The following is a 22,448-nucleotide window of genomic DNA, read 5'->3' as shown; positions in this document are numbered from 1 at the left end:
GGCTCGCCATGGACGGCAAGATGCTGGCCCGACTCGGGGCCGTGGTGTTCGTTGCGATTGCCTTGACAGTGACCGCAATCGACATGGCGCGGAAGGATGAACCTTCCGCGCCGCCCCCGGCGCCAGTCCTCCAGCCCCCGGCCGATCCACTTCGCGAAAGCCTGCGCCGCTGCCAGCAGCTCGGCGAGGCCGCCGCGAGCGACGCCGGCTGTCTCGCGGTCTGGGCCGAATCCCGCGACCGTTTCCTCGGCCGTGACCGCAGCGAGGCGCGCTGACCATGGGCAACACGGGCGTTATCGACAATTTCCTTGGGGTTTTCACGTCCTACATCGACAGCGGTTTCGGGCTGCTCGGCGGCGAGGTCGCCTTCATCGCCACGACGCTGATCGTCATCGACGTGACGCTCGCCGCGCTCTTTTGGGCATGGGGCGCGGATGACGACATAATCGCCCGGTTGGTGAAGAAGACCCTGTTCGTTGGGGTCTTCGCCTACATCATTTCCAGCTGGAACAGCCTCGCGCAGATCGTCTTCGACAGTTTCGCCGGCCTTGGTCTCATGGCGTCGGGGACCGGCTTTTCGGTCGCCGATCTGATGCGGCCGGGCCGCGTCGCGCAGACCGGCCTCGACGCCGGCCGCCCGCTGCTCGAAGCCGTTTCCGATCTGATGGGCTGGATCGCGGTTTTCGAGAATCTGGTCCAGATCGTCTGTCTTCTCTTTGCCTGGGCGCTGGTCATCCTCGCCTTCTTCATTCTGGCGATCCAGCTTTTCGTCACCTTGATCGAGTTCAAGCTGACCACGCTGGCCGGTTTTGTCCTCATCCCCTTCGGCCTGTTCGGCAAGACCGCCTTCATGGCCGAGAAGGTCCTGGGCAACGTGGTGTCGTCCGGCATCAAGGTTCTAGTGCTGGCGGTCATCATCGGCATCGGCTCGACCCTGTTCTCGCAATTCACGGCCGGTTTCGGCGGGGCGACCCCGACCATCGATGACGCCATGGCGATTGTGCTGGCGGCCTTGTCGCTGCTCGGCCTCGGCATCTTCGGCCCCGGCATCGCCAACGGCATCGTCTCGGGCGGCCCGCAGCTTGGCGCAGGCGCAGCCGTGGGCACCGGCCTTGCGGTCGGCGGCGCGGCCGTCGCCGCTGGCGGCGCGACCATGCTCGCCGCGAAGGGCGGCGCTGCTGCCCTATCCGGCGGGGCCGCGGCCGTCCGGGGCGGTGCGGCCACCGCGGGCGCGGTGACCGCAGCCTATAGCGTCGGTTCGCTCGGCCAGAGCGGTGCGGCAGGCGTTGCCTCCGGCATGGGTGGTGTGGCGCGCGCCGCGGGATCGGCCGCTGTCTCGCCCCTCAAACGCGCCGCAGCGCGCGCTTCCGAATCCGTCAAATCCAGTTTCACAGATGGCGCGCGCGCGGGCTTTGCCGCTGCCGGCGGCACATCCTCCATGGGCACGGTCGGCGGAGCGAGCGCGGCCCCGGCCGCGTCATCCGCACCGGCCGGCAGCCCGCCCGCGTGGGCGCAGCAGATGCGCCGTTCGCAGGCCATGAACCACGGCACGACCATGGCCGCCCATGCGGTGCGCTCCGGCGACAGCCACGGCTCCGGTTCCTCCATCAACCTTTCCGAAAGTGACCGCTCATGAGCATTTTCAAACGACCAGCAACCCATTACGGCAAATCGCCGGAACCCGAGACGCCCTATCAGAAGGCCGCGCAGGCTTGGGACGAGCGTATCGGCTCGGCCCGCGTTCAGGCGAGGAACTGGCGCTACATGGCCTTCGGTTGCCTGATCCTCTCGTCCGGCTTCGCTTCGGCGCTGGTCTGGCAGTCGGCACGCGGGAGCGTGGTGCCGTGGGTGGTTCAGGTGGACAATCTCGGTCAGGCGCAGACCGTCGCGCCCGCCACAGCCGATTATCGTCCGACCGATCCGCAGATTGCTTTCCATCTCGGCCGCTTCATCGAGCAGGTTCGCGCGATCCCGGCCGACGCCATCATTGTTCGCCAGAACTGGCTTCGCGCCTACGAATGGACCACGGATCGCGGCGCGGCGGCGCTCAATGACTACGCCCGCGCCAACGATCCCTTCGCCAAGGTCGGCCGCCAGCAGGTCGCCGTCGAGGTGTCGAGCGTCATCCGCGCATCCCCCAACAGCTTTCGCGTGGCGTGGACGGAACGCCATTTCGAGAACGGCCAGCTTTCCACGACCGAGCGATGGACCGCGATCCTGACCATCGTGATCCAGACCCCGCGCACAGCCGAGAGGCTACGCGTCAATCCGTTGGGCATCTATGTCAATGCAATTTCGTGGTCGCGGGAGATGAGCCAATGAAAACGTCAGCTTGCATCAATCACCTCGCTGATCTTTCCCTTGGAGATCATGAAAAACGAGGTGCCCGTCATCTCGATCTCCTGCCCGGCCTTCCAGCCATTGGGCAGGTCGGTCTTGACCTTGGCGCGATAGCCGATGCGCACGGCTGCACGGTCGTCTATCGCGATACAGTCGAGGATCGTCTGTTCTCTTTCAGCAAACAACTGGACGCCCTGTTCCGCCAGCGCGCGGAATGCCTCGATCCCGTGCGTTTCGTTCGTCGTCTCTCCGTTCGATCTGTTGATAAACCGAACGTCGCCCGACAGGCAGTCGAGCATCGCCTGAACATTCATCCTGTTGTAGGCGTCGATATACCGGGCAATAATCGTCGGCACAGAATCCATTCTGTCGATTCCTCCTTACTGATCCTGAAGTCGCTAACCTATGCGATTTTTGCGACGGCGTTTGCAATTACTTTGGCAGGCTGCGCCACCAACCGGACGCCGCAATTCAGCTACGATGCAAGCGTGCCGCCGCTGCCGACCGTGCAGGCGGCAGCAGCCGACAACACGCCCCGGCCGTTGCATACGCCACCGGCATGGACCGTCGCACGCGGCGGCACGGCTGCCGGCACGCCGACCGGCCGCGTCGAGAACGCCAATGCAGCCGCTCGCGTCGAGCCGCGCCGCGAAGGTTACTACAACGCCATCCAGATTTATCCGTGGTCGGAAGGCGCGCTCTATCAGGTCTATGCCGCAGTCGGGCAGATCACGACGATCGCGCTGGAGCCGGGCGAGAGCCTGACAGGCGCGGGGCCGATTGCGGCGGGCGACACCGCCCGCTGGATCATCGGCGACACCGAGAGCGGCAGCGGCGCAAACCGCCGTGTCCATATTCTCGTGAAGCCGACGCGGCCGGACATTTCGACCAACCTTGTCGTCACCACCGACCGGCGCACCTACATGCTCGAGCTGCGCGCGCGGGAATCGCTCTACATGCCCGCCGTGGCATGGGCCTATCCCGCAACGCCGGGCCAGCGCCAGACCGTTCCGGCCGCGCCGATCATCCCGGCCGAGGCGGCGCGGAACTATCGCTACGGATTGCAGGTGCAGGGCGACAGCCCGCCGTGGCGGCCCGTCTCCGTCTTCGACGATGGCCGCCGCGTCTATGTCGTCTTCCCGGCCGGGATCGTGCAGGGCGAAATGCCGCCGATCTTCGTGCTTGGCGCGAACGGCGAGCCGCAAATCGTCAATTCCCGCATCCACCAGAACGTCCTGATCGTGGACCGCCTGTTCGGCGCGGCCGAGCTGCGCCTTGGCAGCGGCAACCGCCAGCAGGTCGTCAGGATCGTCCGCACCAACCCGACGCAGGCAGCAGCAGAACCAGCCAGCACGACCACGGGAGGATCGTCCTCATGAGCGATACGGATACCGCCACCCCCATGCGCTTGCGCGCCGAACCGCCCCGCGTCACCCGCCTGTCCCGCAAGATGCTGGCCGGCGTTGGCGCTGTCGCGCTTCTCGGCATCGGCGGGGCGCTGATCTACGCGCTCCAGACCCGCGACGCAGGGCCGGGAGGCGAAGAACTCTATTCGACCAACAACCGGCAAACTGCCGATGGGCTGGCGGGCCTGCCGAGCGACTATAGCGGGCCGGTCCTCGGGCCGGCATTGCCGGGCGACCTCGGCCGCCCGATCCTCGACGCGCAGAACCGGGGACAACCAGTCGTGCCGCCCGTCATGGCGACGCCCGCCGTCGATCCAGAGGAAGAACGCCGCCGCGCCGAGGAAGAAGCCGCGCGCTTGAGCAATGTGTTCTTCCAATCCGGCCCGCGCACGGGAGCGCCGGCAGGGACGGCCATCCCCAGCCTTGCCAGTCTCGGCCTCGGCGGACAGCCCGCGACGCAGGATCGGCACACGGCTTTCCTCAATGGACCCGTGGACCGGCAGACGGTCGCGGCGGATCGGGTGACGCCACCGGCCTCGCCCTGGATATTGCAAGCCGGAGCCGTGATCCCGGCCGCGCTCATCACCGGCATCCGCTCGGACCTGCCGGGCCAGATCACCGCGCAGGTGACGGAGAATGTCTATGACAGCCCCACCGGCAGCCTGCTCCTGATCCCGCAGGGAACGCGCATCATCGGCCAGTATGATGACGGCGTGACCTTCGGCCAGCGCCGCGTCCTGCTGGTGTGGAATCGCCTGATCCTGCCGGGCGGCCGTTCCATCGTCCTTGAGCGCCTGCCGGGTGCGGACGCCAGCGGCTACGCCGGGCTTGAGGATGGCGTCGATTATCATTGGTGGGATCTGATGAAGGCCGCAGGGCTGTCCACGCTGCTCGCGGTCGGAACCGAACTTGCCACCAGCGACGAGGACCGGCTTATCCGGGCTATCCGAGACGGGGCGCAGGATACCGTCAATCAGGCGGGCCAGCAGATCGTCCAGCGTCAGTTGCAGGTCGCGCCCACGCTGACCATCCGGCCGGGCTTCCCGGTCAGGATCATCGTTACCCGCGACCTTGTATTCGAGCCGGCAGGAGGTTGACCATGACCAAAGCTGAAACTCGGCCCGCTGCCCGACGACAAGCCCGTGAAGATCACCATGGAGCTGCCCGCGCCGCTCCACCGCGATCTGGCCGCCTATGCCGAGGTGCTGGCCCGCCAGAGCAGCCAGCCCGTCGCCGATCCCGTCAGGCTCATCGTGCCCATGCTGGAGCGGTTCATCGCCACGGATCGCGGCTTCGCCAAGGCACGGCGAGCCGCCAACTGAATCCCATCCCGGCAGGGGTGCCGCCAGCGCATAGGCGCAAATGCGGCACGCTACAGGCCGGCGACCTCACTCCATGGTTCGCATAGTTTCGGGGACCTCCAGTTGCCCGGAATCCCGTCGAACATGGCAAGCGAGGTTATGAATATGAGTGATCCGACATACGCGCTGGGTAAACGGACGATTCGCAGGCATCAGCTTCGGGAACTCGTTCCCCTTGCCGACACGACAATCTACGACATGGAGCAACGGGGCGAATTTCCCCAGCGGTTCTATTTGACGGCCCGGTGTGTGGTTTGGGACCTCGCCGAAGTGGAGGCTTGGCTTGAAGAACGTCGCCAAGCTTCCAGAGAGAAAGCTATCAGGCGCGCGCCGTCGCCCGATGTGAAGCTCAGGAAATTCCGGCCCGTCAAACGCTAGGTTCAGGCACCAACAGGTCCATTGACGGCGGATACAGCGTCGGCGCGTATTTCTGGCCCGCCACCCAAGCGTCCACAAGGTTCGCCCATTCCTGCATCATATGGCGGCGCTGGTGCTCGTATTCCGCCTTGTTGTAGATGCCACGGGACGAGCGGCCATCCTCATGTGCCAAACACTTTTCGATCCAGTCACTATTGAAGCCCAGCTCGTTCAGGAGCGTAGAGCCTGTTCGGCGCAGATCGTGAACAGTGAAAGGTTCGAGCGGCAAGCCCTCCTTCTTCGCCCGCGCCACGACAGCGGTGGTTATACGGTTGAAGGTCGCCCTCGACATGGGAGCATCCGCATCGTAGCGCGATGGCAGCAGATATTTGGAATTGCCGGCGCAGGTCTTGAGCGCAATGAGAATGTCGATTGCTTGCTGCGCGAGATAGACGTTGTGCGCTTTGGATCGCTTCATCCGCTCCTTCGGGATCGACCAGACTGCGTTCTCGAAATCGACCTCATCCCAAGTCGCGTCCTGCAACTCGCTCTTTCTGACCATGGTGAGCAGGAACAGCTTCATTCCGAGCCGGATTGTCGGCAGCGTTGGCACATGCTCAAGCTGGCCCAACATGACCCGGATTTCAGCAGGCGATAGTGAGCGGTCTTTGGGAACAAAGGTTGCGATAGATGCAGGCCCGACCTCATCGGCCGGATTTGCCACCTTTTCCCCGTGCAGGATTGCGAAGGCATAAACGAGCTTCACAATGTCGCGGACGTGAACGGCGGTGGCCGGTGCTCCACGCCCCTTCACCTTTGCACACATCGCGCGCAGATCGTCGGAGCTGATTTCCGTCAGCAGCCGGTTCCGAAAGGTCGGCAGAATGTCCCGCTCATAGATCGAGCGACGCATCGCACGGGTGCTGTCCGCCATCCGCGCCTCCTGCAACCAGCGTTCGCCGAACTCGCCGAAGCTCTTTGCCTCCTTGATACGGCGCTTCTCACGTTGCTTCTCGCGCGCGGGCGACCGCCCTTCCGCGATAGCCCGCTGCGCATCGATCAACTGCTCGCGCGCCCGCGCCAGAGATAGGCCGGCTGCACCGTATCGACCCAGCGTCAACGTTTCCCGCCGCCCATTGAGGCGGTAGTCATACCGAAACACGACCGCCCCCGAGGGATTGACCGCGACATACATACCGTCACGGTCAGCGACCTTATACAATTTATCCTTTGGTTTCAGAGCTTTGATGCCCGCGTCAGTCAGCATTTTGACCCTCCAAGACCGTCCAAAAACGTCAGAGAGCAGCCAATTATACCGTCAGGCCAAAATCAGCCTTCCTGATCGGTAAATTCACCTTTATTCTCAATGGAATAAGGTCAAAAAATATACCGTCAGAAGCTCTCTTGCCCCTGACGGTATATGTGATTTCCGAATGTGACAAGTTTCGCCATACCGTCACCTATACCGTCATTTGCGAGGCTTACACGACAATAGACCGCGATAGATGGTGACAAAATTATATAATGATTTCAGTTATTTATGTGCGGGGATCGGCGGTAATCGGCGGCGTTCGGATAGGCCCGAATTATTCCCGCCTATTTGTATCCTCGACTATCCGCGTTCCCTACGCCTGACGATTGATACTTCCCTGACCACTTCCGCGCGCTCATGTTTGGTTATGCAGGAGCGTGCGCCATCAAAGCTCGGCCAGCGTGCCGGTGCCTCTGAATGACCGACACATCCCGAAATGCGCATCGCGCTCGACCATCAACGGCAGGTCTTCTGCCGAAGGAGGGATTATGCCAGAGACCACATTTCTCACGCCGGAAGAGGTAGCCGAACGCTATCGCGGCAGCGTTTCCGTTGGCACCCTTCGGAACTGGCGTGCGATGAAGATCGGGCCATCGTTCGTAAAAATCGGCAAAGCGGTCCTCTACCGGGTCGATGAGCTTGAGGCGTGGGACGACAGGAATCGTGTGCAGTGCCGCGCCCCAAAGCGAGTTGAACAAAGCGCCATGGATAGTGCTTGATCGCTCAGCACAAATGGCGGACGCGCCGGTCGGCGCTTCCGACGCGCCCGCCCACCTTCAGTTCATGCGAGGCAAACCACCCCTCATGCGGCTGGACCATATGACGGCCAACCTAGTGGGCCTCATGCGGGTTCGCCGCCATTCCCACCACCATGATTGATCCGCCCCACGGTGCGGCTTCTCCCATGGTCCCCGCGCTTATCGGGTCCGGGTCCCCATATACCTGCCTCAGGCGCTCGGCGTTTCCGCGATCGGGCCGAGCGTGTCGATCTCGGCGATCTTCTGAAACTCGCTGAGATAGTCCTGCTGATGAGTCGCTAACCAACGAACCACCCGATTGTTCGCCAACAGCTTGGCGATGTATCCGCGCGCGACGGTCAGATGCAGATTGTCGATACCGTAAGTCTCCTCAACCGACTTCACCTGGGTCTGGAGCGCCGCCAATTCGCGCTCCATCCGGGCGATCTGCTGGCCTGAAGGCGTCGGCTTGCCGCCGCCCTTTCCCTTGCGGGCAGTGGCAAGCTGGTTTTCAGAGGTCGCCGCGCGCAACGCACGCGCAAACATGACGGTGAAATTGTTCTGACCGATCATTAGGTCGGCGGCTTCAATCTGCCTGACCGACGTCATCTGGCGCAGAATGTCGAACACCTTCATCGAACAGGGCGTGTCCTTCAGCATCTCGGCCGCCTCGGGGCTGATCCCTTCCAGCAACCGAAAACGCCGCAGCACCGACTCGACCTGAAGATTCAAGGCGGCGGCGATGTCAGCCGACGACACACCCCGGTCCATTGCACGCGCGATCATCCGGTGTTCCTGGATCGGCGGTATGCGATTGACGCGCTTGTTGTAAGTATAGGTGTCGTCATCGGTAGCGAGCAGGCATTCGACCTCGACGACGCCGAGTTCCTTCAACGCCTCCAGCCGAAGATGGCCATCGAGGAGAAACCAGGTTCCGGGATTCTTTGTGTCGGCCATCACGACGGGCGCTTCAATCAAGCCGATCGCCCTGATGGAGCTCAGAACCTGCGCATAGGAGCGGCTCGCCCTGGCGCCGTCCGGCAGCGTCTTGAGCGGCACGATTCCCGCCAAGGGGATCGTCAGGAAGTCTCGGTCAAAAGCGAGATGAATATGGCCGTCCGCCCGGTCTTTCGGTTCATCAGCCATGATCGTCCCCCGATACGCGAGCCTTGAGTGCCCGCGGCATGGTCGCCAGCCCTTCGGCGCGCAGCAGATTGATGAAGCCGTCATTGGCGAGCAGGTCTTTCAGCGCCTCGACCACGAACAACAAACGAACCTGGGTGAAATCCGATTTCTTGACGAGCAGGCGCTGGCGTTCCGCCTCGCGCTGGTAGACCTGCATGAGATCGGCCGCCGTCATCCGCCGGCTACTGGCTTTGCGCCCCAAGCGCCCGGTCGGCAATCCGCCCTTGCGCTGGCTCTGCAACCGCATTTCGAGCAGGCGACGAACAGCGGCCAGCCGCTTGCCCCTGAGCTTGCCGGTCTCGTAGGCGTCGAGGAGCAGATTCTGCGCCTCCTCCGTCTCGGCCTTGGAGATTTCCATCGCCAGGGTGATCGGAATGAGCCCCGTTTCGACCGCGGAAACCAACCGCTCCTCGCCGCGCTCGAGGAGCGAGCCGATCATGTTGACCCAGGACGCCCCGACGCCGATCTTTTCTCCGATGGTTGCATCACTATAGCCGCGCGAGCGAAGGGCGCCGATCTCGCGCATCAGATCGATGGGACGCGGGGTGCGCCGCGCGATATTTTCAACCAGGCTCATCACGAGGCATTCGCTCTCGCTGGCCTCGATAACCACCGCCGGGATCTCGGTCTGCCCCAGCATCTGGAAGGCCTCCAGCCGGCCTTCCCCGCAAACCAGATCATATCGGGGACCGCCGGCCCCGACGCGGCGGCTTACCGTGATCGGGCGCTTGAGACCAATGGCCTCAATATTGTTCACGATCTCCCGATGCTGACGCTTGTTGCGGGCGCGGGGATTGAGGACAGTGATCCGCGAGATGGGGATCATTTCGATCTGGTTGGGACGGACGGCCGGCATCAGATCGCCTCCGCGAGAGGAACGGGCTTTGCGATTTCATAAAGAAGATCGAGATCGTCGAAGCGGTAGGCGTCGAGCCCCAAGGCATTGTCCTCCGCCAAGCGCAGCTTCTCGGAGAACATGTCGATCCGCGGGAACAGATAGTAATCGAGCGGCGCCCGATTGGCGCTGTCCATGCGCACCACGATGGTGATGTCGGGGGCAAGCGAGGTGTCGAAGCGCAACTGCCAGCGCAGAAGTCCGGTCGGCGCCTCGACGCATCGCGCCACCACCACGCCGAGGCTGAACTCGTTGTTGACGATCACCCGGTCGGTCTGGAGGTCCTGCCAGGCATCGCTGCCCGTGGCTTTCAAGCCGTCGAGCACCTGGCGCAGGATTTCGGGATGGAGCTTTCGCAGATCGCGATTGACCTGAACGTAGCGATAGTCGCGATCCGGCGTAAAGCCGATGAGGCGATAGGCGCGCAGCAGACTGCCAAAGCGAGAGCTATAGGCGCTGCTCGATGGGAGGCCGTCGCATTCGTCGATCACGATGCCCGACAGCAGGCCCTTTTGCTGGTAGAGCTTGTGCAGGGATCGCAGCATCTCCTCGTCGCTCAAACGAAACGAGCGCGCGTTGATGATGGTTCTCGCCGCCTCGAACAGCTCGCGCTCGACGACGGCCTGAAACACGTCCTGCGCCCTGATCCACATCTCGGGCTCATTGGCGACGCGCTTCTTCTTGAGCTTGAAGGAGCGACGATTCCAGACGTTGTCGCCGACATATTTCTCGTTGATCAGAATCTGGTGGACCGTGCCCCGGGTCCAGGGACGCCCAAGATCGGTCGGAACGCCGCGTTGATTGAGATCGTCCGCAATCTCCCGCTCGCTATATCCCTGATGGACGAAAGCCCGGTAGATGCAGCGGACCAGATCGACCTCTTCGGCAGGGCCCAGCGTCAGGATCACCCGATCTGTCTGAATGCTCTTGTGCTCGCCCCGTTCGAGAAGCCCCTTGATGACGCCATGCTCGTCAATCAGCGTCCGACGCAGGCCGAAGCCGGCAGGCCCGCCCTGGCGGTAGCCTTTCTCGATCAGTCGGCCCTGGCCGGCGAACACCTTGGTTGAAAGCTCGCGGCTGTATTCGCCAGCCATCGCGCGTTTGACACCCTTGACGATGGTCGAGATCGGGCTGCCGTCATTGTCGAATTGCTCGGCACAATATTCGACGGCGATGCCGGCACGCCGACAAATATACTCGTAGTAGGCGCTTTCGTCGGCGTCCTGGAAGCGCCCCCAGCGGCTGACATCATAAACGAGAACCAGAGTGAAATCGGTGCTGCCCGATTGCACGTCCTCGATGAGTTGCCTGAGCGCGTCGCGTCCCTCGATCTTTAACCCGCTTTTTCCAGCGTCTTCATAGGTTCGCACGATCTCGATTCCACGCGCCTCAGCATATTGCTTGATCGCGTCGGATTGGTTTTCGGTCGAATACTTCTGATGATCCGTCGACATGCGGACGTATTCGGCAGCCCGAAGTGGACGTTCAAGCTGCCCTGACCGGTCATCATCGTAAACTCTCCGGCTCATCACATGACGCCCTCCTGAAATCGGCTGCGGCGGTCCGGGCGACCTACCGCCGCAGCGCATGACGGGCCTGTGCCGCCACTCCGCAATGAAACCAGTCTAACTGCGGAGAAAACGGAAGATGTTGCCGAAAACGGGCAGGAAATTACCCCAATGGACAGGCGTCCTCGGCGGGCGTGAAATCTACGCGCGAACCATCGCGGAACTGCTGCGCAAAGAGCATGGCGACAGCCGCCGCGCGATCAAGCAGCTCATGCGTCAAACGGATGCAAGCGAGAGGACCGTGAAGCATTGGCTCTCAGCGCAGCACGGGCCGGATACGGTGTATTTCCTGCGCCTGGTGGTTTCGTCGCCCGTCATCAGGGCCTTCGTTCTCGGCTTGCTCGAAGGCCCGGCGGCGATCCCGTTGACCGGCCCGGCGGATCGCATATCGCTCGCCAGAGCTCGTGAAGCCTATGCGGCCGGCGAAGCCGCTGGCGGACGTTCAGAAACGGGTGCGCGGGAATATGACCCTAAACGTGTCCCTGAACGTGACCCTATAAATGTCCCTGATCGGGCAGAGATCAATGAGCGACAACGCTGGTTTCTGGGCCGAGTCGTCGAGGGTCGATGCGACGCCAGGGAGATCGCGGCTGTTTGGGACGTCAGTCTGAAAACCGCGCGACGGGACATCGCCGCACTCAAGGCGGCAGGTCTCATTTGCTATTTTGGATCACCAAGGAAAGGGCGGTATCGCAAGACAACTGGATAGCCGGAATGCCAGCTCGTGGATGCCCCGAGGGCTCCGCCGAATCGGTGGGCTTGAATTGTGAGGCGGAAAGGGTGAAGTTCGGTGCCGTGCATGACGTGAACTCGCTGAGCGCGGTTATGATCGCCCGTGACGATCACGATAGCGCACTAATTGCAGCTCCCAAACCCCGGCACCACCTTCAGGGTTTATTCAAAAAATTCGTTGAATATCAAAATGATAACGAACATCGTGGGATGATCCACAACCATCCTTCCGGCGACCCGACGCCGTCACGCGCCGACATCGACATGACCCACCTGATCATCTCCACCGCCAAGCCGCTTGGGATCACGGTGCACGACCACATCATCATCGGCAAGAAGGGTCATGCCAGCCTGAAGGGTTTGCGGCTGATCTGATGTCGCAGTCGCGACTGTGCGCTAACGAAACGGTGATATTGATCTGTTAAGCGTAAGCGCGCGAAGCTTGTCGCACTGCAGCATGATTCGATCCAGGAGCGGGTTCCCCCATGAATCAGTATGATCTCGTCGTCGTCGGCAGCGGGCCGGCCGGGCGTCGTGCCGCCATCCAGGCCGCCAAGCTCGGCAGGAAAGTCCTCGTCGTCGAGCAGGGCAAGCGCGTCGGCGGCGTGTCCGTGCATACCGGCACCATCCCCTCCAAGACGCTGCGCGAGACGGCGCTGAACCTTTCCGGCTGGCGCGAACGTGGTTTTTACGGCCGCGCCTATCGCGTCAAGCAGGAGATCAGCGCCGACGACCTGCGCCGTCGCCTGCTGATCACCCTCGACCACGAGGTCGAGGTGCTGGAACACCAGTTCGCCCGCAACCGCGTGCATCTCATCCGCGGCAAGGCGAGTTTCGTGGCGCCCGACACACTGGCGATCCTCAAGGAGGATGGCGAAGTGCTGCATATAGAGGCGAAAAGCATTCTTCTTGCGGTGGGCACGAAACCCTTCCGTCCCGATTACATCCCTTTCGACGGCAAGTCCGTCATCGATAGCGACGAATTGCTGGATATCGCCGAGCTGCCGCGCTCAATGGTGGTCATCGGCGCCGGCGTCATCGGCATCGAATATGCGACGATCTTCAACGCGCTCGACACACAGGTCTCGGTCATCGACCCCAAGGCGACCATCCTCGATTTCATCGACAAGGAAATCGTCGAGGACTTCATCTATCAGTTGCGCGATCGCAACATGAAACTGCATCTCGGCAACAAGGCGACGAAGGTGGAGAGATTGCCGGACGGAAAGGTGGAAGTCACGCTCGACACCGGCCGCCGCATCACCACCGAAATGGTGCTGTTCGCCGCTGGCCGTATGGGCGCCACCGACACGCTGAACCTTGCCGCCGCCGGACTGGAAGCCGATAGCCGTGGCCGGTTGAAAGTCAATCCCGAGACGTTCGAGACCTCGGTGCCGAACATTTTTGCCGCCGGCGACGTCGTCGGCTTCCCGAGCCTGGCCTCGACCTCGATGGAACAGGGACGCATCGCCGCGCGTGTCGCCTCCGGTGCCATCGCCAAAGAGCCACAGAAATACTTCCCCTACGGCATCTATGCCGTGCCGGAAATCTCCACTTGCGGCCTGACAGAGGAAGAGGTCAAGCAGCGCAACATTCCCTACGAATGCGGCGTCGCCCGGTTTCGCGAGACCTCGCGCGGCCATATCATGGGCCTCGATACCGGTCTCTTGAAGATGATCTTCTCACTGAAGACCCGTCGCCTGCTCGGCGTCCATGTCATCGGCGAAGGCGCGACGGAACTGGTGCATATCGGCCAAGCAGTGCTGAACCTCAAAGGCACGGTCGAATATTTCGTCGAAAACACCTTCAACTATCCGACACTTGCCGAAGCCTACAAGATCGCCGGCCTCGACGCCTGGAACCGCATGGGCGAAATTCCGGGGCCTAAATAAGCCCTTGTTTCTGCGGAATGCCGGGCCGCAAAACCCGGCATTCCGCCTTTCCACGGCTTATTTGAGGTGCTTTTCCAGCCAACGCTTCATCTCGGCGATCTCCGCTTTTTGCGCGGCGATGACGCCCTCGGCCATCTTGCGGATTTCGGGGTCCTTGCCGTATTGCAGTTCGACCTTCGCCATGTCGATTGCGCCTTGGTGATGCGGGATCATACCGCGCACGAAATCGACATCGGCATCACCGCTCAGCGAAACCGCCATGTCGCGATGCATTTTCGCACTGGCATTCTCATAGGCCCGGGATGAGGGGTTGTCGGATGCCGCCTGCTGCTGCATCGCCTTGTGGTCATGCTTCATTTCTTCCGCCCCGGCAAAGGCGGGCAGGCATAAGCTCATCCATACAGCGGCGGCCGCGTGTCTGATAAACATCGGTTTTCTCCATGAAATTGACAGGTTCACAGGCGCCGCCCGCAAGGCGGCGCACTCATCCTGTCAGCCGCGTGGAGGCGGCGTCGGTGGCACAGGCGCTAACGCCGTCAACCGCTCGCCACGCCACGGCGCCGGATAGCGGAACAGGATTGTAAGGTCCGATGTCGGCATATCCGGCAAAGTCGCCAGACAGCCCGGGCAGGATGCCGCATGGCTCATGCCAGGACAATGATCACACCCGCCCACCGGCATCGCCCGGGCGGTGCCAGCCCGATGAGTTTCATGGGCGATCATCCCCATCGCCTGCTGTGCGCCGGTGTCAGAGAGCATGATCACCTGACGCGTCTGCCCGGCCAGGGCCGGCATCAAGCCGTAGCCCAACCAAGCAAGAACCATCAGAATCGAAACCCAAGCTCGCATGTCCGGAAGGTAGCTCCCAAGCCCCCAATTGCAAGCCCCTCGCCTTCCCTGCCCGCACACAATTCCGCGAACCGGCATCCATCGTTTCGATTGACGTTTCAGGCCGAAACACTGTAAAGCCGACATCAGCCTTGCTGTCGAGCAGGAAGAGTGTCCGAGTGGTTTAAGGAACCGGTCTTGAAATTCGGTTTCCGCCATCCCGGCCTGTACTGGCCAATACCGAGAACTACCGAGATTTAATGGGATTTGGCGGGCGACGGTGTTAAGCCGTCCCCGTCTTTGATCGGGTGTGCTACCGAGTTGGGTAGCAGAATGGTAGCAACCCGTTCTTCGCTTGTTCTGTTAGTGGAACTTGGCAATCCTGAGCGGCGCTGGTGCTCGCGGACTAGCGGGCCGGGAACGATCCGCAGGTTCGCATATCGCTCCCATCCTTGTCCCTTTGGCAAATGTTTATGTTGCTCTCGTAAAAGCACACATGTTTCGCCTCGCTCCAAAACAGCCGAAACCTCGTCAATCGACGACGCCTTCAAAAGCGCGTCGATTAGCTCCTTGCGACCAATGACATGTTCTAAAGCCACGCCCTTCCGCCAATCCGATTTAGGGGTGTCATAAAGCCCTAAAGCCTCGACCGACCACCAAGCGCATCCCCGGTATTTGCCTCGGAATTCATGAGCCTCAGTATAGCGCCAGACTAGTTCATTCAGTAGCTTTCGCAGCACGGTCTTTTCTACCGTGTTTCTCGGGTTGAGAGGCGAATGAAACAACAGAGCGTCGCAGGCTTTTAACACGGCTCTTCGCACTTCCGCTCGGTTATACTCCACAATCATCCTCCCCTAAGTCAGACCGAAGGGCAATAAACAGAAGGCGTAGCTCAGAAGTCTACGCAGCCTCGAGATCCAGGATATGATCGCCAATTGCTTGCACGGTCGTCATCGGCATGAAGCGAATTTCGAGCTGATCCGCTTCCGTTTCGAGCTCTTTCAGGCCGTCCATCACTTTGTCTGCCTGTTTTATCGTGAGCTGCGGGTCATCAAACGCCGGGTGCTGAGCGAGCAGTTCATGATTCCGTCGCAACAAGGCGGAGCTTTCGCGGTTCTCTGAAACTTTCAGGTCCCACATACGCCGCTTAATTGAGTCGATAGATCGCGTATATTGGGATACTGATATGACCCCGAAGTTTGCGACCACTTTGTGCCCCGAAAAATCAATGATTACCCCGTGAGCACGATTTGCCCGCCTTTGGTTGCGAATATCCGAACTGAAAGCGCTCGCGACCACTGGATTCCGTTTTTCAATGTAGCTCAGCAACAGATTGCCCAGGCGCGATTGAGCGGGCTCATCAACATTCACGGTTTGGAGGACGCTGCTCGCCGCCTCTACGACGAGCGCCGTCGAATCCTCTGCGTACAAGGACGACATGCTTCTCATCCATGCTGCCCCAATACTTTTAAGGCTTGCGCCTTCGGCGGGCTCCAATTCACCGATCCACAATCCTGATGATAGAGGACGGAAGCTCTTGAAGCCATCGCTCTCAAGCTCGTCAAAACTGTCCTCAAGATCATCAAGGCTGAGTTCGATAGCGGAAATTACCCCAACTGAAGAGTTACCATAAAAGCAGACGAGCCGGTCCAAGCGATTTGCCCTTTCCAGGTGAATACCCTGCGGTCCCAAGACAAGGACACCGACGACGAGTTGTTCATTCGACCCATTTATCGGCCGAAAATAGAGAGGAGCCCGTCGCGCGGGAATCAAGCCAGCTCTGCTAGGGAACATGCTCCGGTCAAACATAATCAAATGAGCCTCCCTAATGAGTTAGCGGTAATCCGTGGCGTGGCGTCCAGTCGGTCAACGAGAAACTGCAGAAGTGCATTTAGGTCACCAGAACTCAAAAGGCTTCGCGCAAAACTCAATTCTGCAGCGCGAGGCAGGTCCAAGGCACGCAGTTGTTCGGATAAAATGCCAACAGAAGCAGAGACGGTAGCAATTTCCTCATCGCTTAAGTTAGGAGCGACCCACAAATCCAACTTGTTCGGATAGGCTTCCGATGGCGCTAAATCAGCCGCTTCCCAAGTCGGTCCGGTAAAGCACCAGCCGTGATCAATCAACCAAATTTTGCCATCGCCGCCCAACAGAAGGTTACCGGGGTGACGATCAATGTTCGCGCTCCAGGTGTCGAATTCGTACAGCGCGCTAAGATTGTTCTTACATAGAATCTCGACAATTTTTCGAAGAGCAGCTTTTTGAAAAATTTTGTTGTTGAGCTTGGTGAAAAGATTCGGGAACCCAACGTCGCAACTGACGAAAACCAAACGCCCGCCTGCCATCTGAGGACCTTTGGTTAAAGTTAGAACGTCTGCTTCCGCTAAGCCAAGATAGCTGTCCGGCATCGCTAACCCCAGCGCCCTTCCAATCACGGCGACAAGAAGTTCGTTGGCAAGCTCCTTTGAATACAGGTCTTTTATTATGGCAAACCGTGTTTCCCCGCCTCGAGTTAGGACCTGCCCGCGAAACGTGTCATTAAAGTTTCCGGCCACTTCTTCCTTAAACGGTGTTGCGCCAGGCAATACGGTTACCGCCTCAATCGCCATCAAGCTGGCTGCCGAGGTTGTCAAGCTGTTCTGAATCATTCCTTCCCCCCGTCGACTGAACCGATAAGACCGGTTTTTCCCGCAGAAGGCGAGTCTATTAATTCCTATTACCAACCGAAGTGGCCACTGTACTATCGATTGCCCCGTCCCAAATTCTCAAGCAATTTGGCCGGGTCCGCAGCGTGCGTACCTCGCCTTCCTAGCTGATCAAGCCAGTCGTCGAGTAAACGGATGTCATAGAGCACTTTGCCTGATCTGGAACGGATAGAGCGCCCCCGATAAAAGTTGACGAAATCGTCATCGGACATGCCACAATAGGATGCCGCGGCCTGAGGCGAGATTAACCGTGGTGTTATGCCATATGCTAGGCATTCAGGCTGACGAGGTCTGCGGGCCATAACAATCGATCCATCTCGGGCGTTTCCATTAAGACAGTTCCCCCTCCGGCATCTTGAACACGGCAGCATTGTCTTGCACGTCGCGCAATCCTTTGTAAGAGGCGTGGCGGAGTTTCTGCTCATCCGTCCAGCCCCGGAATTCGATTTCCGCAATGAGCGTCGGCTGCACGAAGACGATGCCCTTGCCTTTGACATCGACGGCCGGCCGTTTCGTCTTCAGCGTGTCGAGCGTTGCGCGCAACTCCAGGGCCTCATCGGCACCGAAGCCCGTTCCGACCGATCCGACATACTGCCAGGCCGTGCCATAATAGGCGGCGAGCAACAGGCTGCCGATACCGCCATAGGCCACCGATGACGGCTCATAGCCGACAATCATAAAGCTCTCGCTCTGGACGCACTTGATCTTTAGCCAGTCGCCAGTGCGGCCCGGCGAGTACGGCCGGTGCCGGTGCTTGGCAATGATGCCTTCCAAGCCGAGAGCGCAGGCGCTGGCAAGGAATTCAGCGCCATCGGCTTCAATCTCTTCCGATAGGCGGATTTTTCCTTCGCTGCCGAACAGCGGTTCCAAGATGTGCCGGCGCTCCTGCAGGTCCATGCGCGTCAGGTCGTGGCCGTCGAAATAGAGGATATCGAAAGCGTACAGGATTGCCTCATCGGCGCTGCGTTTGCCGCCACGGCCACCGAGAGCCTTCTGCAAGGCGCTGAAGCTAGGCCGGCCTTCATCGTCAAGAACGACCGCCTCACCGTCGAGAATAGCCGTGGTGCCGATCTGGCGGGCGGCTTCTGCGATGGCCGGGAAACGCGATGTCCAATCACTGCCGCCACGGGTGAGGATGCGAACGCCATTCGGCTCGACATGGATAGCGAGGCGATAGCCATCCCATTTGACCTCGAAAGCCCATTCCGGTCCCTTGGGCGGCTTGCTCTTGAGCAACGCTAGGCATGGCTCAATGCGGTCTGGCATCGGGTCGAGGGCAAGGCGCGGCTGCCTCGGATCGCGCTTGCGAACCGGCCGGCTCTGCAATGCCTGGGTATCTGGCGACAGGAGGGGCTTCGAAGGCTTCCGGGGGCGCTTGGTCATAAGCCCCATTGCAGCAGCGAAAGCTTAAAGAAGGCCTATAAGCGCCAAACCTGTTTCCACCTGTATTATCAGGTCGTGGGCTTTGCTCCACTGAGCGAAAGATTGATGATCGGCACGAGCGGCGCACCATCAACGCCGGAATGCTCAAGCTGCTGCTTGTCGCCGTACTTCTTCGAGAGGAGTTTAGACGCCATCCATTTGCGTGTGTCCACCTGAAGCCGGCGATGCTCGATCATGTCGCCACGGGTGATTTCTTTGTTGCCGTCTTTGTCGATTTTGATCTTCTCCCCGATCAAGGGCGCGTCTGCAATGGCGAGGATTTCGTCGAAGAGCGCGTCCGCCTGAGCTTCCCTCGCGCGCGCGTATTGGTCGCGAAACGCATCGTTGCTGGAAATCCACCTCAACACGGTAGCCTTGTTCGGCATCCCGTCCTCGGCGCAAATCGTGCGGAGGCTGTTCCCATCCGCAATCCGCTCGCAGATGATGGCGGCAATGTCGCCGCTATATGCTGAAGGTCTTCCCATCGTCACCTCAATGCTTCTTGTTAGCCAGGGGGGCGAACCCAATCTGTTTGTTCAGGTCGAGGATGCGCGCCATAAGCTGGTCATCGGTCCATTCCTGATAGTTCTCGACGTTCAGATTGATGTCCTTGGGCAGGAGCGAGGCCACCACCTTCAGATATTGCTCCGGCTTGGTCTCGCGGACACGCTCAATAACTGCCCGGCCGTGATCCTGCCAATCGGCGTACATGTCAGCCAGAAAGTCCTCCCCAAGCTTGCTGCGGGCACCCTTGGGCCTGCCGGTGGGGTTTCCAGATTTGCCAGCCGGGAAGCGGCCGCGGTTATCGTCGTTGCTGTCGTGCATGGTCCAATTGATCCAGAGCTTCTTCGTGGGAAAGGTAACCGATGTTGCCGCCATGCTGGATGGAGGAGAGCTTCGGATGCACATAGGGCGCGACAGCTTTTGCCGCATCCATCCGCCTATCCATGTCAGCGTCCTCGTCTCGCATGACGCTGAGGAGGAAATTCAAAGGCGTGACGCCGCTCTCCTCAACCTCCCGCTGGCGATCAATCGTCGCCTTGTTCCGGGAGCCTGGTGGCCTTCCTGCTCGTTGTCTCTTGCCGCCGTGCATCTTGATATCCTGCCAATTCTTTTTCAAAATCGTCGGCGTTACACTATAACAAAACCGGCAAATATCCAAATCCTGCAGCCTCTTGGGGAGCCTTTGCCGAGTAGGGTTCGCCAAGCGGAAACACCTACTTGAATTGTGCTGTCGTCGGCCTGAATTATCCGGCAGCGCAAAGAGCGCGTGCTCACCTTTTGGGAGAAGGTTCATGACAAGCAAAGGCAAGCTGATCGTACTGGCAGCGTTCAACAAGAACGATGACGGGGATTTGGTGCCGGCCTTCGATCCGCGCCAGGTGGACACGGAGGAGCGAGCAAAACGCGAGGCCCGGATGATGGCCGATAAATATGCCGGCGTTGTCGCCTGGAGCCGGGAGGCCGATCCGATGATCGGAGAATATGGGCCGCCGGTTGTGCTGTTTCAGGCCGGCGAGATACCGGACCTCGAATAGAAACGCAGCCTACTTTCTGGCCGAGAGAATCAACATGTCAAAGTTGATTGAGAAGCGGCACCCGGTCCAATATGCCTCACTGCGTCGGTGTTCGTGCTTGACGCCGATGGTGAAGCCCCTGCTGCTGATACGAGGGTAACGGCAGGGGCTTTTCAGTCGCACCGGGGGGCAACGCTCCAATCAGACGTCATAGATTGCCGTCGCCACGATCCGCAGACCGCGCGACAGGAACAATAAACCTCGGGCGGCGTGAAGCAGGCCAATTGCCAGCAATAGGCGGGGATAGGGCAAGACCATCGCGCTACACGCCCATGCTGAGTGCCGCTTTCGCGCTCGACAATTCCGGCATCGAAAGGATGGTGGCCGATGCCATCGCGTGTTCGTTGACGACGCGAAGGAAGCCGGTTGCCGATGCGCCGAGCCGGCCGCGCTCGTCGATGGTGTGGGCCATGCCGGCGACGATATGCCCGAGCAGCAGGCAATGCCCATAGGTAGGATATCGCCCGATGAAGTCGAGGTATTCCTGGCCCATGCTCTCGCCCATGGCGAAATCGGCGCGGAAATTCGATCCGTCCTCGACGGCCCACCAGTCGATATGTCCGCTCTCCTGCCGGCGGCGAACGAACGACAGCGCGTCGGCGGGATGGGTGGTGGTGGCTATTGGCGTGCTGCTACCGGCGAAGCTGATACCGGCAAGAGCGTTGCTGATTTTCGGCATAGCTTCGCCGTTCGTCAAAGTTTGACGCTGCATGATGGTTCTCCAGTCCTGAAAAGGTGGTGTTCTGCGATTGCCTGGGGTGGTGCTCAACCGGGCTCAGCGTCAATCGAGGTCGCGCGACACGACGACGAAACAGGTGTTGTGGTTTATGCTGGTGTTCCAGGTGCCGCCATGGGCGGCGCGCAACAGGTCGGCAAGATATTCGGCAGCGGCCTCAATTTCCGAGACCGCGCCTTCGACAGAGCGTATGGAGGATAACAGCATCGCCATCCCCCGTTCTGTGCCGTGGACGCCCTTCCCGCCTTCTGGGGCCATATCAGGGCGCGTTTCACGTTTCGGGGCGTTCTTCATGCCGGCCGCTCCGCATCGCGCCTGATAGAGGCCAAGCGAGCCTCCAGCGCTTCGACTTCGTCACTGATCGATAGGAGGTCGGACGGGCATTGCGGCTGGTATTCCTCAACATGCTCCATGGTCTCGATGATATTCGAGAGCCGGCGCGCGTGGCCGCCGAGGAGCCAGGAAAGTCGATGGCATTCCTTTTCGCTCAGGTTGCCATCAAGCAGAATGTCAGAAGCCAGCCGCATCATTTCGACGGCGTCATATACGGCATCGGTATGGGATTTGGTTATGGTGGCGGCACCGCATTTTTCCCGCTGGCGCCCTGCCCTTTCGACTGTATCAGCCACGGCTCGACCCTCCCTCGTACATGCCAACGCTGATGAGGATGAACTCAGCCCCGGCGACGTGGTTAATACTGAATTTGAATTCCTCGCCGTGCAGTTCGTCCATCAGCCGCGCAAGGCGCCTGGCGGCAACTTCGATCTGGATCGTCAGAAGCTTTGCTGTGGCGACCTGGGAGGCGACGAGCGGGCGAACGCGTGTGCTAGGGTTGGTCATGACCGCCGCCCCTTCATTTCTTCCAGAAGTTCGCGGACAGTCGAGACCTTTGCATTCATGGCATCGGCGAGCGTTTGAGCCACGTTGCGAGCATCCCCGCTGAAGCAGCTATCGGCGGAGGCCATGTACAGGGCATCGCCCAGGTACTGGACGCTGGCCAGGATATCGTCGATGTCGTTGAGTTGTAGGACGTGGTCAGGGGCGCGGGTCATTGGATTTGCTCCCCGTAGTACGCCGCACTGTAGGCCTCTCTCAGCCTAGCGCAGCGGTTAGCGACGTCATTGAGCAGAAATCCGAATTGCTCAAACTCATGGGCCGTCAGTCGGAAAACTTTATAGTCCGTGGCATCCGATGCGATGTCCCTCACCGGGGCAAAAAGCCGGTCGTAGGCCTCCGCCGTGATATCGGTCATATGCACCAAGGCATGGATTGAACTGTCTAAGGTTCGCATCGCATCTGCGACCTGTTCATCGGTCGCTCTGATTTTCGGCATGGCTTCGCCAGCGGCCGGAACGGGGTTCGGCGTCATGGGGGTGTCCTCAAAGTTTGATTAGA

General features: G+C 60.4%; 29 protein-coding genes and 1 pseudogene. 12 read left to right on the top strand and 18 right to left on the bottom strand.

Translation table 11 applies throughout. The features are described 5' to 3' along the window. Nucleotides 1–8: 8 nt before the first annotated feature. Genes trbK-alt through trbF form a run of 3 tightly spaced genes read left to right on the top strand, consistent with a single transcriptional unit; the run spans nucleotide 9 to nucleotide 2,322 of the window. Nucleotides 9–275, top strand: a complete 267-nt coding sequence (trbK-alt, locus tag P7F60_RS18620; RefSeq protein WP_277919223.1) for a putative entry exclusion protein TrbK-alt — start codon at nucleotides 9–11, stop codon at nucleotides 273–275. Between the two features lie 2 nt (nucleotides 276–277). Further along, the gene (gene trbL, locus P7F60_RS18615; protein ID WP_277919222.1) at nucleotides 278–1,636 is read left to right on the top strand and encodes a P-type conjugative transfer protein TrbL; all 1,359 of its coding nucleotides are present in this window, start codon (nucleotides 278–280) and stop codon (nucleotides 1,634–1,636) included. Next, the gene (gene trbF / locus P7F60_RS18610; RefSeq protein WP_277919221.1) at nucleotides 1,633–2,322 is read left to right on the top strand and encodes a conjugal transfer protein TrbF; all 690 of its coding nucleotides are present in this window, start codon (nucleotides 1,633–1,635) and stop codon (nucleotides 2,320–2,322) included. Before trbL ends, trbF begins: the two co-directional genes overlap by 4 nt. Nucleotides 2,323–2,327: 5 nt before the next feature. Here the strand turns inward: trbF and P7F60_RS18605 are convergent, their stop codons facing one another. Next, the gene (locus P7F60_RS18605; protein ID WP_277919220.1) at nucleotides 2,328–2,705 is read right to left on the bottom strand and encodes a nuclear transport factor 2 family protein; all 378 of its coding nucleotides are present in this window, start codon (nucleotides 2,703–2,705) and stop codon (nucleotides 2,328–2,330) included. A gap of 24 nt (nucleotides 2,706–2,729) precedes the next feature. On the opposite strand from P7F60_RS18605, the gene trbG reads away from it, so the two are divergent. The 4 genes from trbG to P7F60_RS18585 all read left to right on the top strand — a co-directional run bounded on the left by trbG (nucleotide 2,730) and on the right by P7F60_RS18585 (nucleotide 5,485). Then, nucleotides 2,730–3,719, top strand: coding sequence for a P-type conjugative transfer protein TrbG (gene trbG, locus P7F60_RS18600; RefSeq protein WP_277919488.1), 990 nt, complete (start codon nucleotides 2,730–2,732; stop codon nucleotides 3,717–3,719). After that, on the top strand, nucleotides 3,716–4,843 hold the full coding sequence (locus tag P7F60_RS18595) for a TrbI/VirB10 family protein (RefSeq protein ID WP_277919219.1): 1,128 nt from the start codon (nucleotides 3,716–3,718) through the stop codon (nucleotides 4,841–4,843). The genes trbG and P7F60_RS18595 overlap by 4 nt, the downstream gene beginning before the upstream one ends. A 12-nt stretch (nucleotides 4,844–4,855) precedes the next feature. Beyond that, entirely contained in the window at nucleotides 4,856–5,068 is a 213-nt protein-coding gene (locus P7F60_RS18590; protein WP_277919487.1) for a DUF2274 domain-containing protein, read from the top strand. A gap of 144 nt (nucleotides 5,069–5,212) precedes the next feature. After that, entirely contained in the window at nucleotides 5,213–5,485 is a 273-nt protein-coding gene (locus tag P7F60_RS18585) for an AlpA family phage regulatory protein (RefSeq protein ID WP_100652463.1), read from the top strand. On the opposite strand, the gene P7F60_RS18580 is transcribed toward P7F60_RS18585, so the two are convergent. After that, the gene (locus P7F60_RS18580) at nucleotides 5,475–6,731 is read right to left on the bottom strand and encodes a tyrosine-type recombinase/integrase (protein WP_254692669.1); all 1,257 of its coding nucleotides are present in this window, start codon (nucleotides 6,729–6,731) and stop codon (nucleotides 5,475–5,477) included. The two genes, P7F60_RS18585 and P7F60_RS18580, sit on opposite strands and share 11 nt — an antisense overlap. Before the next feature lie 533 nt (nucleotides 6,732–7,264). Here P7F60_RS18580 and P7F60_RS18575 point away from each other — a divergent pair. After that, a complete protein-coding gene (locus P7F60_RS18575) occupies nucleotides 7,265–7,495 on the top strand; it encodes a helix-turn-helix domain-containing protein (protein ID WP_020818588.1) in 231 nt (76 codons plus the stop codon). Nucleotides 7,496–7,723: 228 nt separating this feature from the next. On the opposite strand, the gene P7F60_RS18570 is transcribed toward P7F60_RS18575, so the two are convergent. From P7F60_RS18570 to P7F60_RS18560, 3 genes are read right to left on the bottom strand one after another with little or no spacing between them, the layout of a single operon-like run. Then, nucleotides 7,724–8,659 carry a plasmid partitioning protein RepB C-terminal domain-containing protein gene (locus P7F60_RS18570; protein WP_277919218.1) on the bottom strand — a complete coding sequence of 312 codons (936 nt, stop codon included), beginning with the start codon at nucleotides 8,657–8,659 and terminating at the stop codon, nucleotides 7,724–7,726. Next, entirely contained in the window at nucleotides 8,652–9,554 is a 903-nt protein-coding gene (locus tag P7F60_RS18565; protein ID WP_277919217.1) for a plasmid partitioning protein RepB C-terminal domain-containing protein, read from the bottom strand. Before P7F60_RS18565 ends, P7F60_RS18570 begins: the two co-directional genes overlap by 8 nt. Then, complete coding sequence (locus tag P7F60_RS18560; RefSeq protein ID WP_277919216.1) at nucleotides 9,554–11,122, bottom strand: recombinase family protein; 1,569 nt, start codon at nucleotides 11,120–11,122, stop codon at nucleotides 9,554–9,556. The genes P7F60_RS18565 and P7F60_RS18560 overlap by 1 nt, the downstream gene beginning before the upstream one ends. 118 nt (nucleotides 11,123–11,240) lie before the next feature. Between P7F60_RS18560 and P7F60_RS18555 the strand changes: the two genes are divergently transcribed. From P7F60_RS18555 to sthA, 3 genes and pseudogenes are all read left to right on the top strand, one after another. Then, nucleotides 11,241–11,870, top strand: a complete 630-nt coding sequence (locus tag P7F60_RS18555) for a DeoR family transcriptional regulator (protein WP_277919215.1) — start codon at nucleotides 11,241–11,243, stop codon at nucleotides 11,868–11,870. Nucleotides 11,871–12,103: 233 nt separating this feature from the next. Then, nucleotides 12,104–12,268, top strand: a pseudogene (locus P7F60_RS18550) (JAB domain-containing protein); the annotation flags it as partial. A 110-nt stretch (nucleotides 12,269–12,378) separates the two neighbouring features. Beyond that, nucleotides 12,379–13,785, top strand: coding sequence for a Si-specific NAD(P)(+) transhydrogenase (sthA, locus tag P7F60_RS18545; protein WP_277919214.1), 1,407 nt, complete (start codon nucleotides 12,379–12,381; stop codon nucleotides 13,783–13,785). 57 nt (nucleotides 13,786–13,842) lie between these two features. On the opposite strand, the gene P7F60_RS18540 is transcribed toward sthA, so the two are convergent. The 7 genes from P7F60_RS18540 to P7F60_RS18510 all read right to left on the bottom strand — a co-directional run bounded on the left by P7F60_RS18540 (nucleotide 13,843) and on the right by P7F60_RS18510 (nucleotide 19,833). Then, a complete protein-coding gene (locus P7F60_RS18540) occupies nucleotides 13,843–14,142 on the bottom strand; it encodes a DUF305 domain-containing protein (RefSeq protein ID WP_277919486.1) in 300 nt (99 codons plus the stop codon). A gap of 1,371 nt (nucleotides 14,143–15,513) precedes the next feature. Continuing rightward, the gene (locus tag P7F60_RS18535; RefSeq protein WP_277919213.1) at nucleotides 15,514–16,266 is read right to left on the bottom strand and encodes a hypothetical protein; all 753 of its coding nucleotides are present in this window, start codon (nucleotides 16,264–16,266) and stop codon (nucleotides 15,514–15,516) included. 158 nt (nucleotides 16,267–16,424) lie between these two features. Beyond that, complete coding sequence (locus P7F60_RS18530; protein WP_166096682.1) at nucleotides 16,425–17,261, bottom strand: hypothetical protein; 837 nt, start codon at nucleotides 17,259–17,261, stop codon at nucleotides 16,425–16,427. Between the two features lie 387 nt (nucleotides 17,262–17,648). Further along, the gene (gene ligD / locus P7F60_RS18525; protein WP_166096684.1) at nucleotides 17,649–18,701 is read right to left on the bottom strand and encodes a non-homologous end-joining DNA ligase; all 1,053 of its coding nucleotides are present in this window, start codon (nucleotides 18,699–18,701) and stop codon (nucleotides 17,649–17,651) included. Between the two features lie 68 nt (nucleotides 18,702–18,769). Further along, on the bottom strand, nucleotides 18,770–19,225 hold the full coding sequence (locus tag P7F60_RS18520) for a terminase small subunit protein (protein WP_197738779.1): 456 nt from the start codon (nucleotides 19,223–19,225) through the stop codon (nucleotides 18,770–18,772). A gap of 7 nt (nucleotides 19,226–19,232) precedes the next feature. After that, nucleotides 19,233–19,565: a DUF5681 domain-containing protein gene (locus tag P7F60_RS18515; protein ID WP_166096685.1), complete on the bottom strand. Its 333-nt coding sequence runs from the start codon at nucleotides 19,563–19,565 to the stop codon at nucleotides 19,233–19,235. Next, nucleotides 19,543–19,833 carry a hypothetical protein gene (locus P7F60_RS18510; protein ID WP_166096738.1) on the bottom strand — a complete coding sequence of 97 codons (291 nt, stop codon included), beginning with the start codon at nucleotides 19,831–19,833 and terminating at the stop codon, nucleotides 19,543–19,545. Before P7F60_RS18510 ends, P7F60_RS18515 begins: the two co-directional genes overlap by 23 nt. Before the next feature lie 202 nt (nucleotides 19,834–20,035). Between P7F60_RS18510 and P7F60_RS18505 the strand changes: the two genes are divergently transcribed. Beyond that, a complete protein-coding gene (locus P7F60_RS18505; RefSeq protein WP_166096686.1) occupies nucleotides 20,036–20,278 on the top strand; it encodes a hypothetical protein in 243 nt (80 codons plus the stop codon). Nucleotides 20,279–20,579: 301 nt separating this feature from the next. Here the strand turns inward: P7F60_RS18505 and P7F60_RS18500 are convergent, their stop codons facing one another. From P7F60_RS18500 to P7F60_RS18475, 6 genes are all read right to left on the bottom strand, one after another. Then, nucleotides 20,580–21,029 carry a hypothetical protein gene (locus P7F60_RS18500; protein WP_277919212.1) on the bottom strand — a complete coding sequence of 150 codons (450 nt, stop codon included), beginning with the start codon at nucleotides 21,027–21,029 and terminating at the stop codon, nucleotides 20,580–20,582. A 69-nt stretch (nucleotides 21,030–21,098) separates the two neighbouring features. Then, nucleotides 21,099–21,347, bottom strand: a complete 249-nt coding sequence (locus P7F60_RS18495) for a hypothetical protein (protein ID WP_166096689.1) — start codon at nucleotides 21,345–21,347, stop codon at nucleotides 21,099–21,101. Continuing rightward, nucleotides 21,344–21,682 carry a hypothetical protein gene (locus P7F60_RS18490; RefSeq protein ID WP_166096690.1) on the bottom strand — a complete coding sequence of 113 codons (339 nt, stop codon included), beginning with the start codon at nucleotides 21,680–21,682 and terminating at the stop codon, nucleotides 21,344–21,346. Before P7F60_RS18490 ends, P7F60_RS18495 begins: the two co-directional genes overlap by 4 nt. Further along, nucleotides 21,675–21,893 carry a hypothetical protein gene (locus tag P7F60_RS18485; protein ID WP_166096691.1) on the bottom strand — a complete coding sequence of 73 codons (219 nt, stop codon included), beginning with the start codon at nucleotides 21,891–21,893 and terminating at the stop codon, nucleotides 21,675–21,677. The genes P7F60_RS18490 and P7F60_RS18485 overlap by 8 nt, the downstream gene beginning before the upstream one ends. Then, the gene (locus P7F60_RS18480) at nucleotides 21,890–22,105 is read right to left on the bottom strand and encodes a hypothetical protein (protein WP_166096693.1); all 216 of its coding nucleotides are present in this window, start codon (nucleotides 22,103–22,105) and stop codon (nucleotides 21,890–21,892) included. Before P7F60_RS18480 ends, P7F60_RS18485 begins: the two co-directional genes overlap by 4 nt. Then, nucleotides 22,102–22,422: a hypothetical protein gene (locus P7F60_RS18475; RefSeq protein ID WP_166096694.1), complete on the bottom strand. Its 321-nt coding sequence runs from the start codon at nucleotides 22,420–22,422 to the stop codon at nucleotides 22,102–22,104. The genes P7F60_RS18480 and P7F60_RS18475 overlap by 4 nt, the downstream gene beginning before the upstream one ends. Between the last annotated feature and the right edge of the window lie 26 nt (nucleotides 22,423–22,448).

Origin of the sequence: Rhizobium sp. YJ-22, from assembly GCF_029601685.1 — a bacterium.
Classification (GTDB): Bacteria; Pseudomonadota; Alphaproteobacteria; order Rhizobiales; family Rhizobiaceae; genus Metarhizobium.
This window is presented reverse-complemented; position numbering and strand designations above follow the sequence as displayed.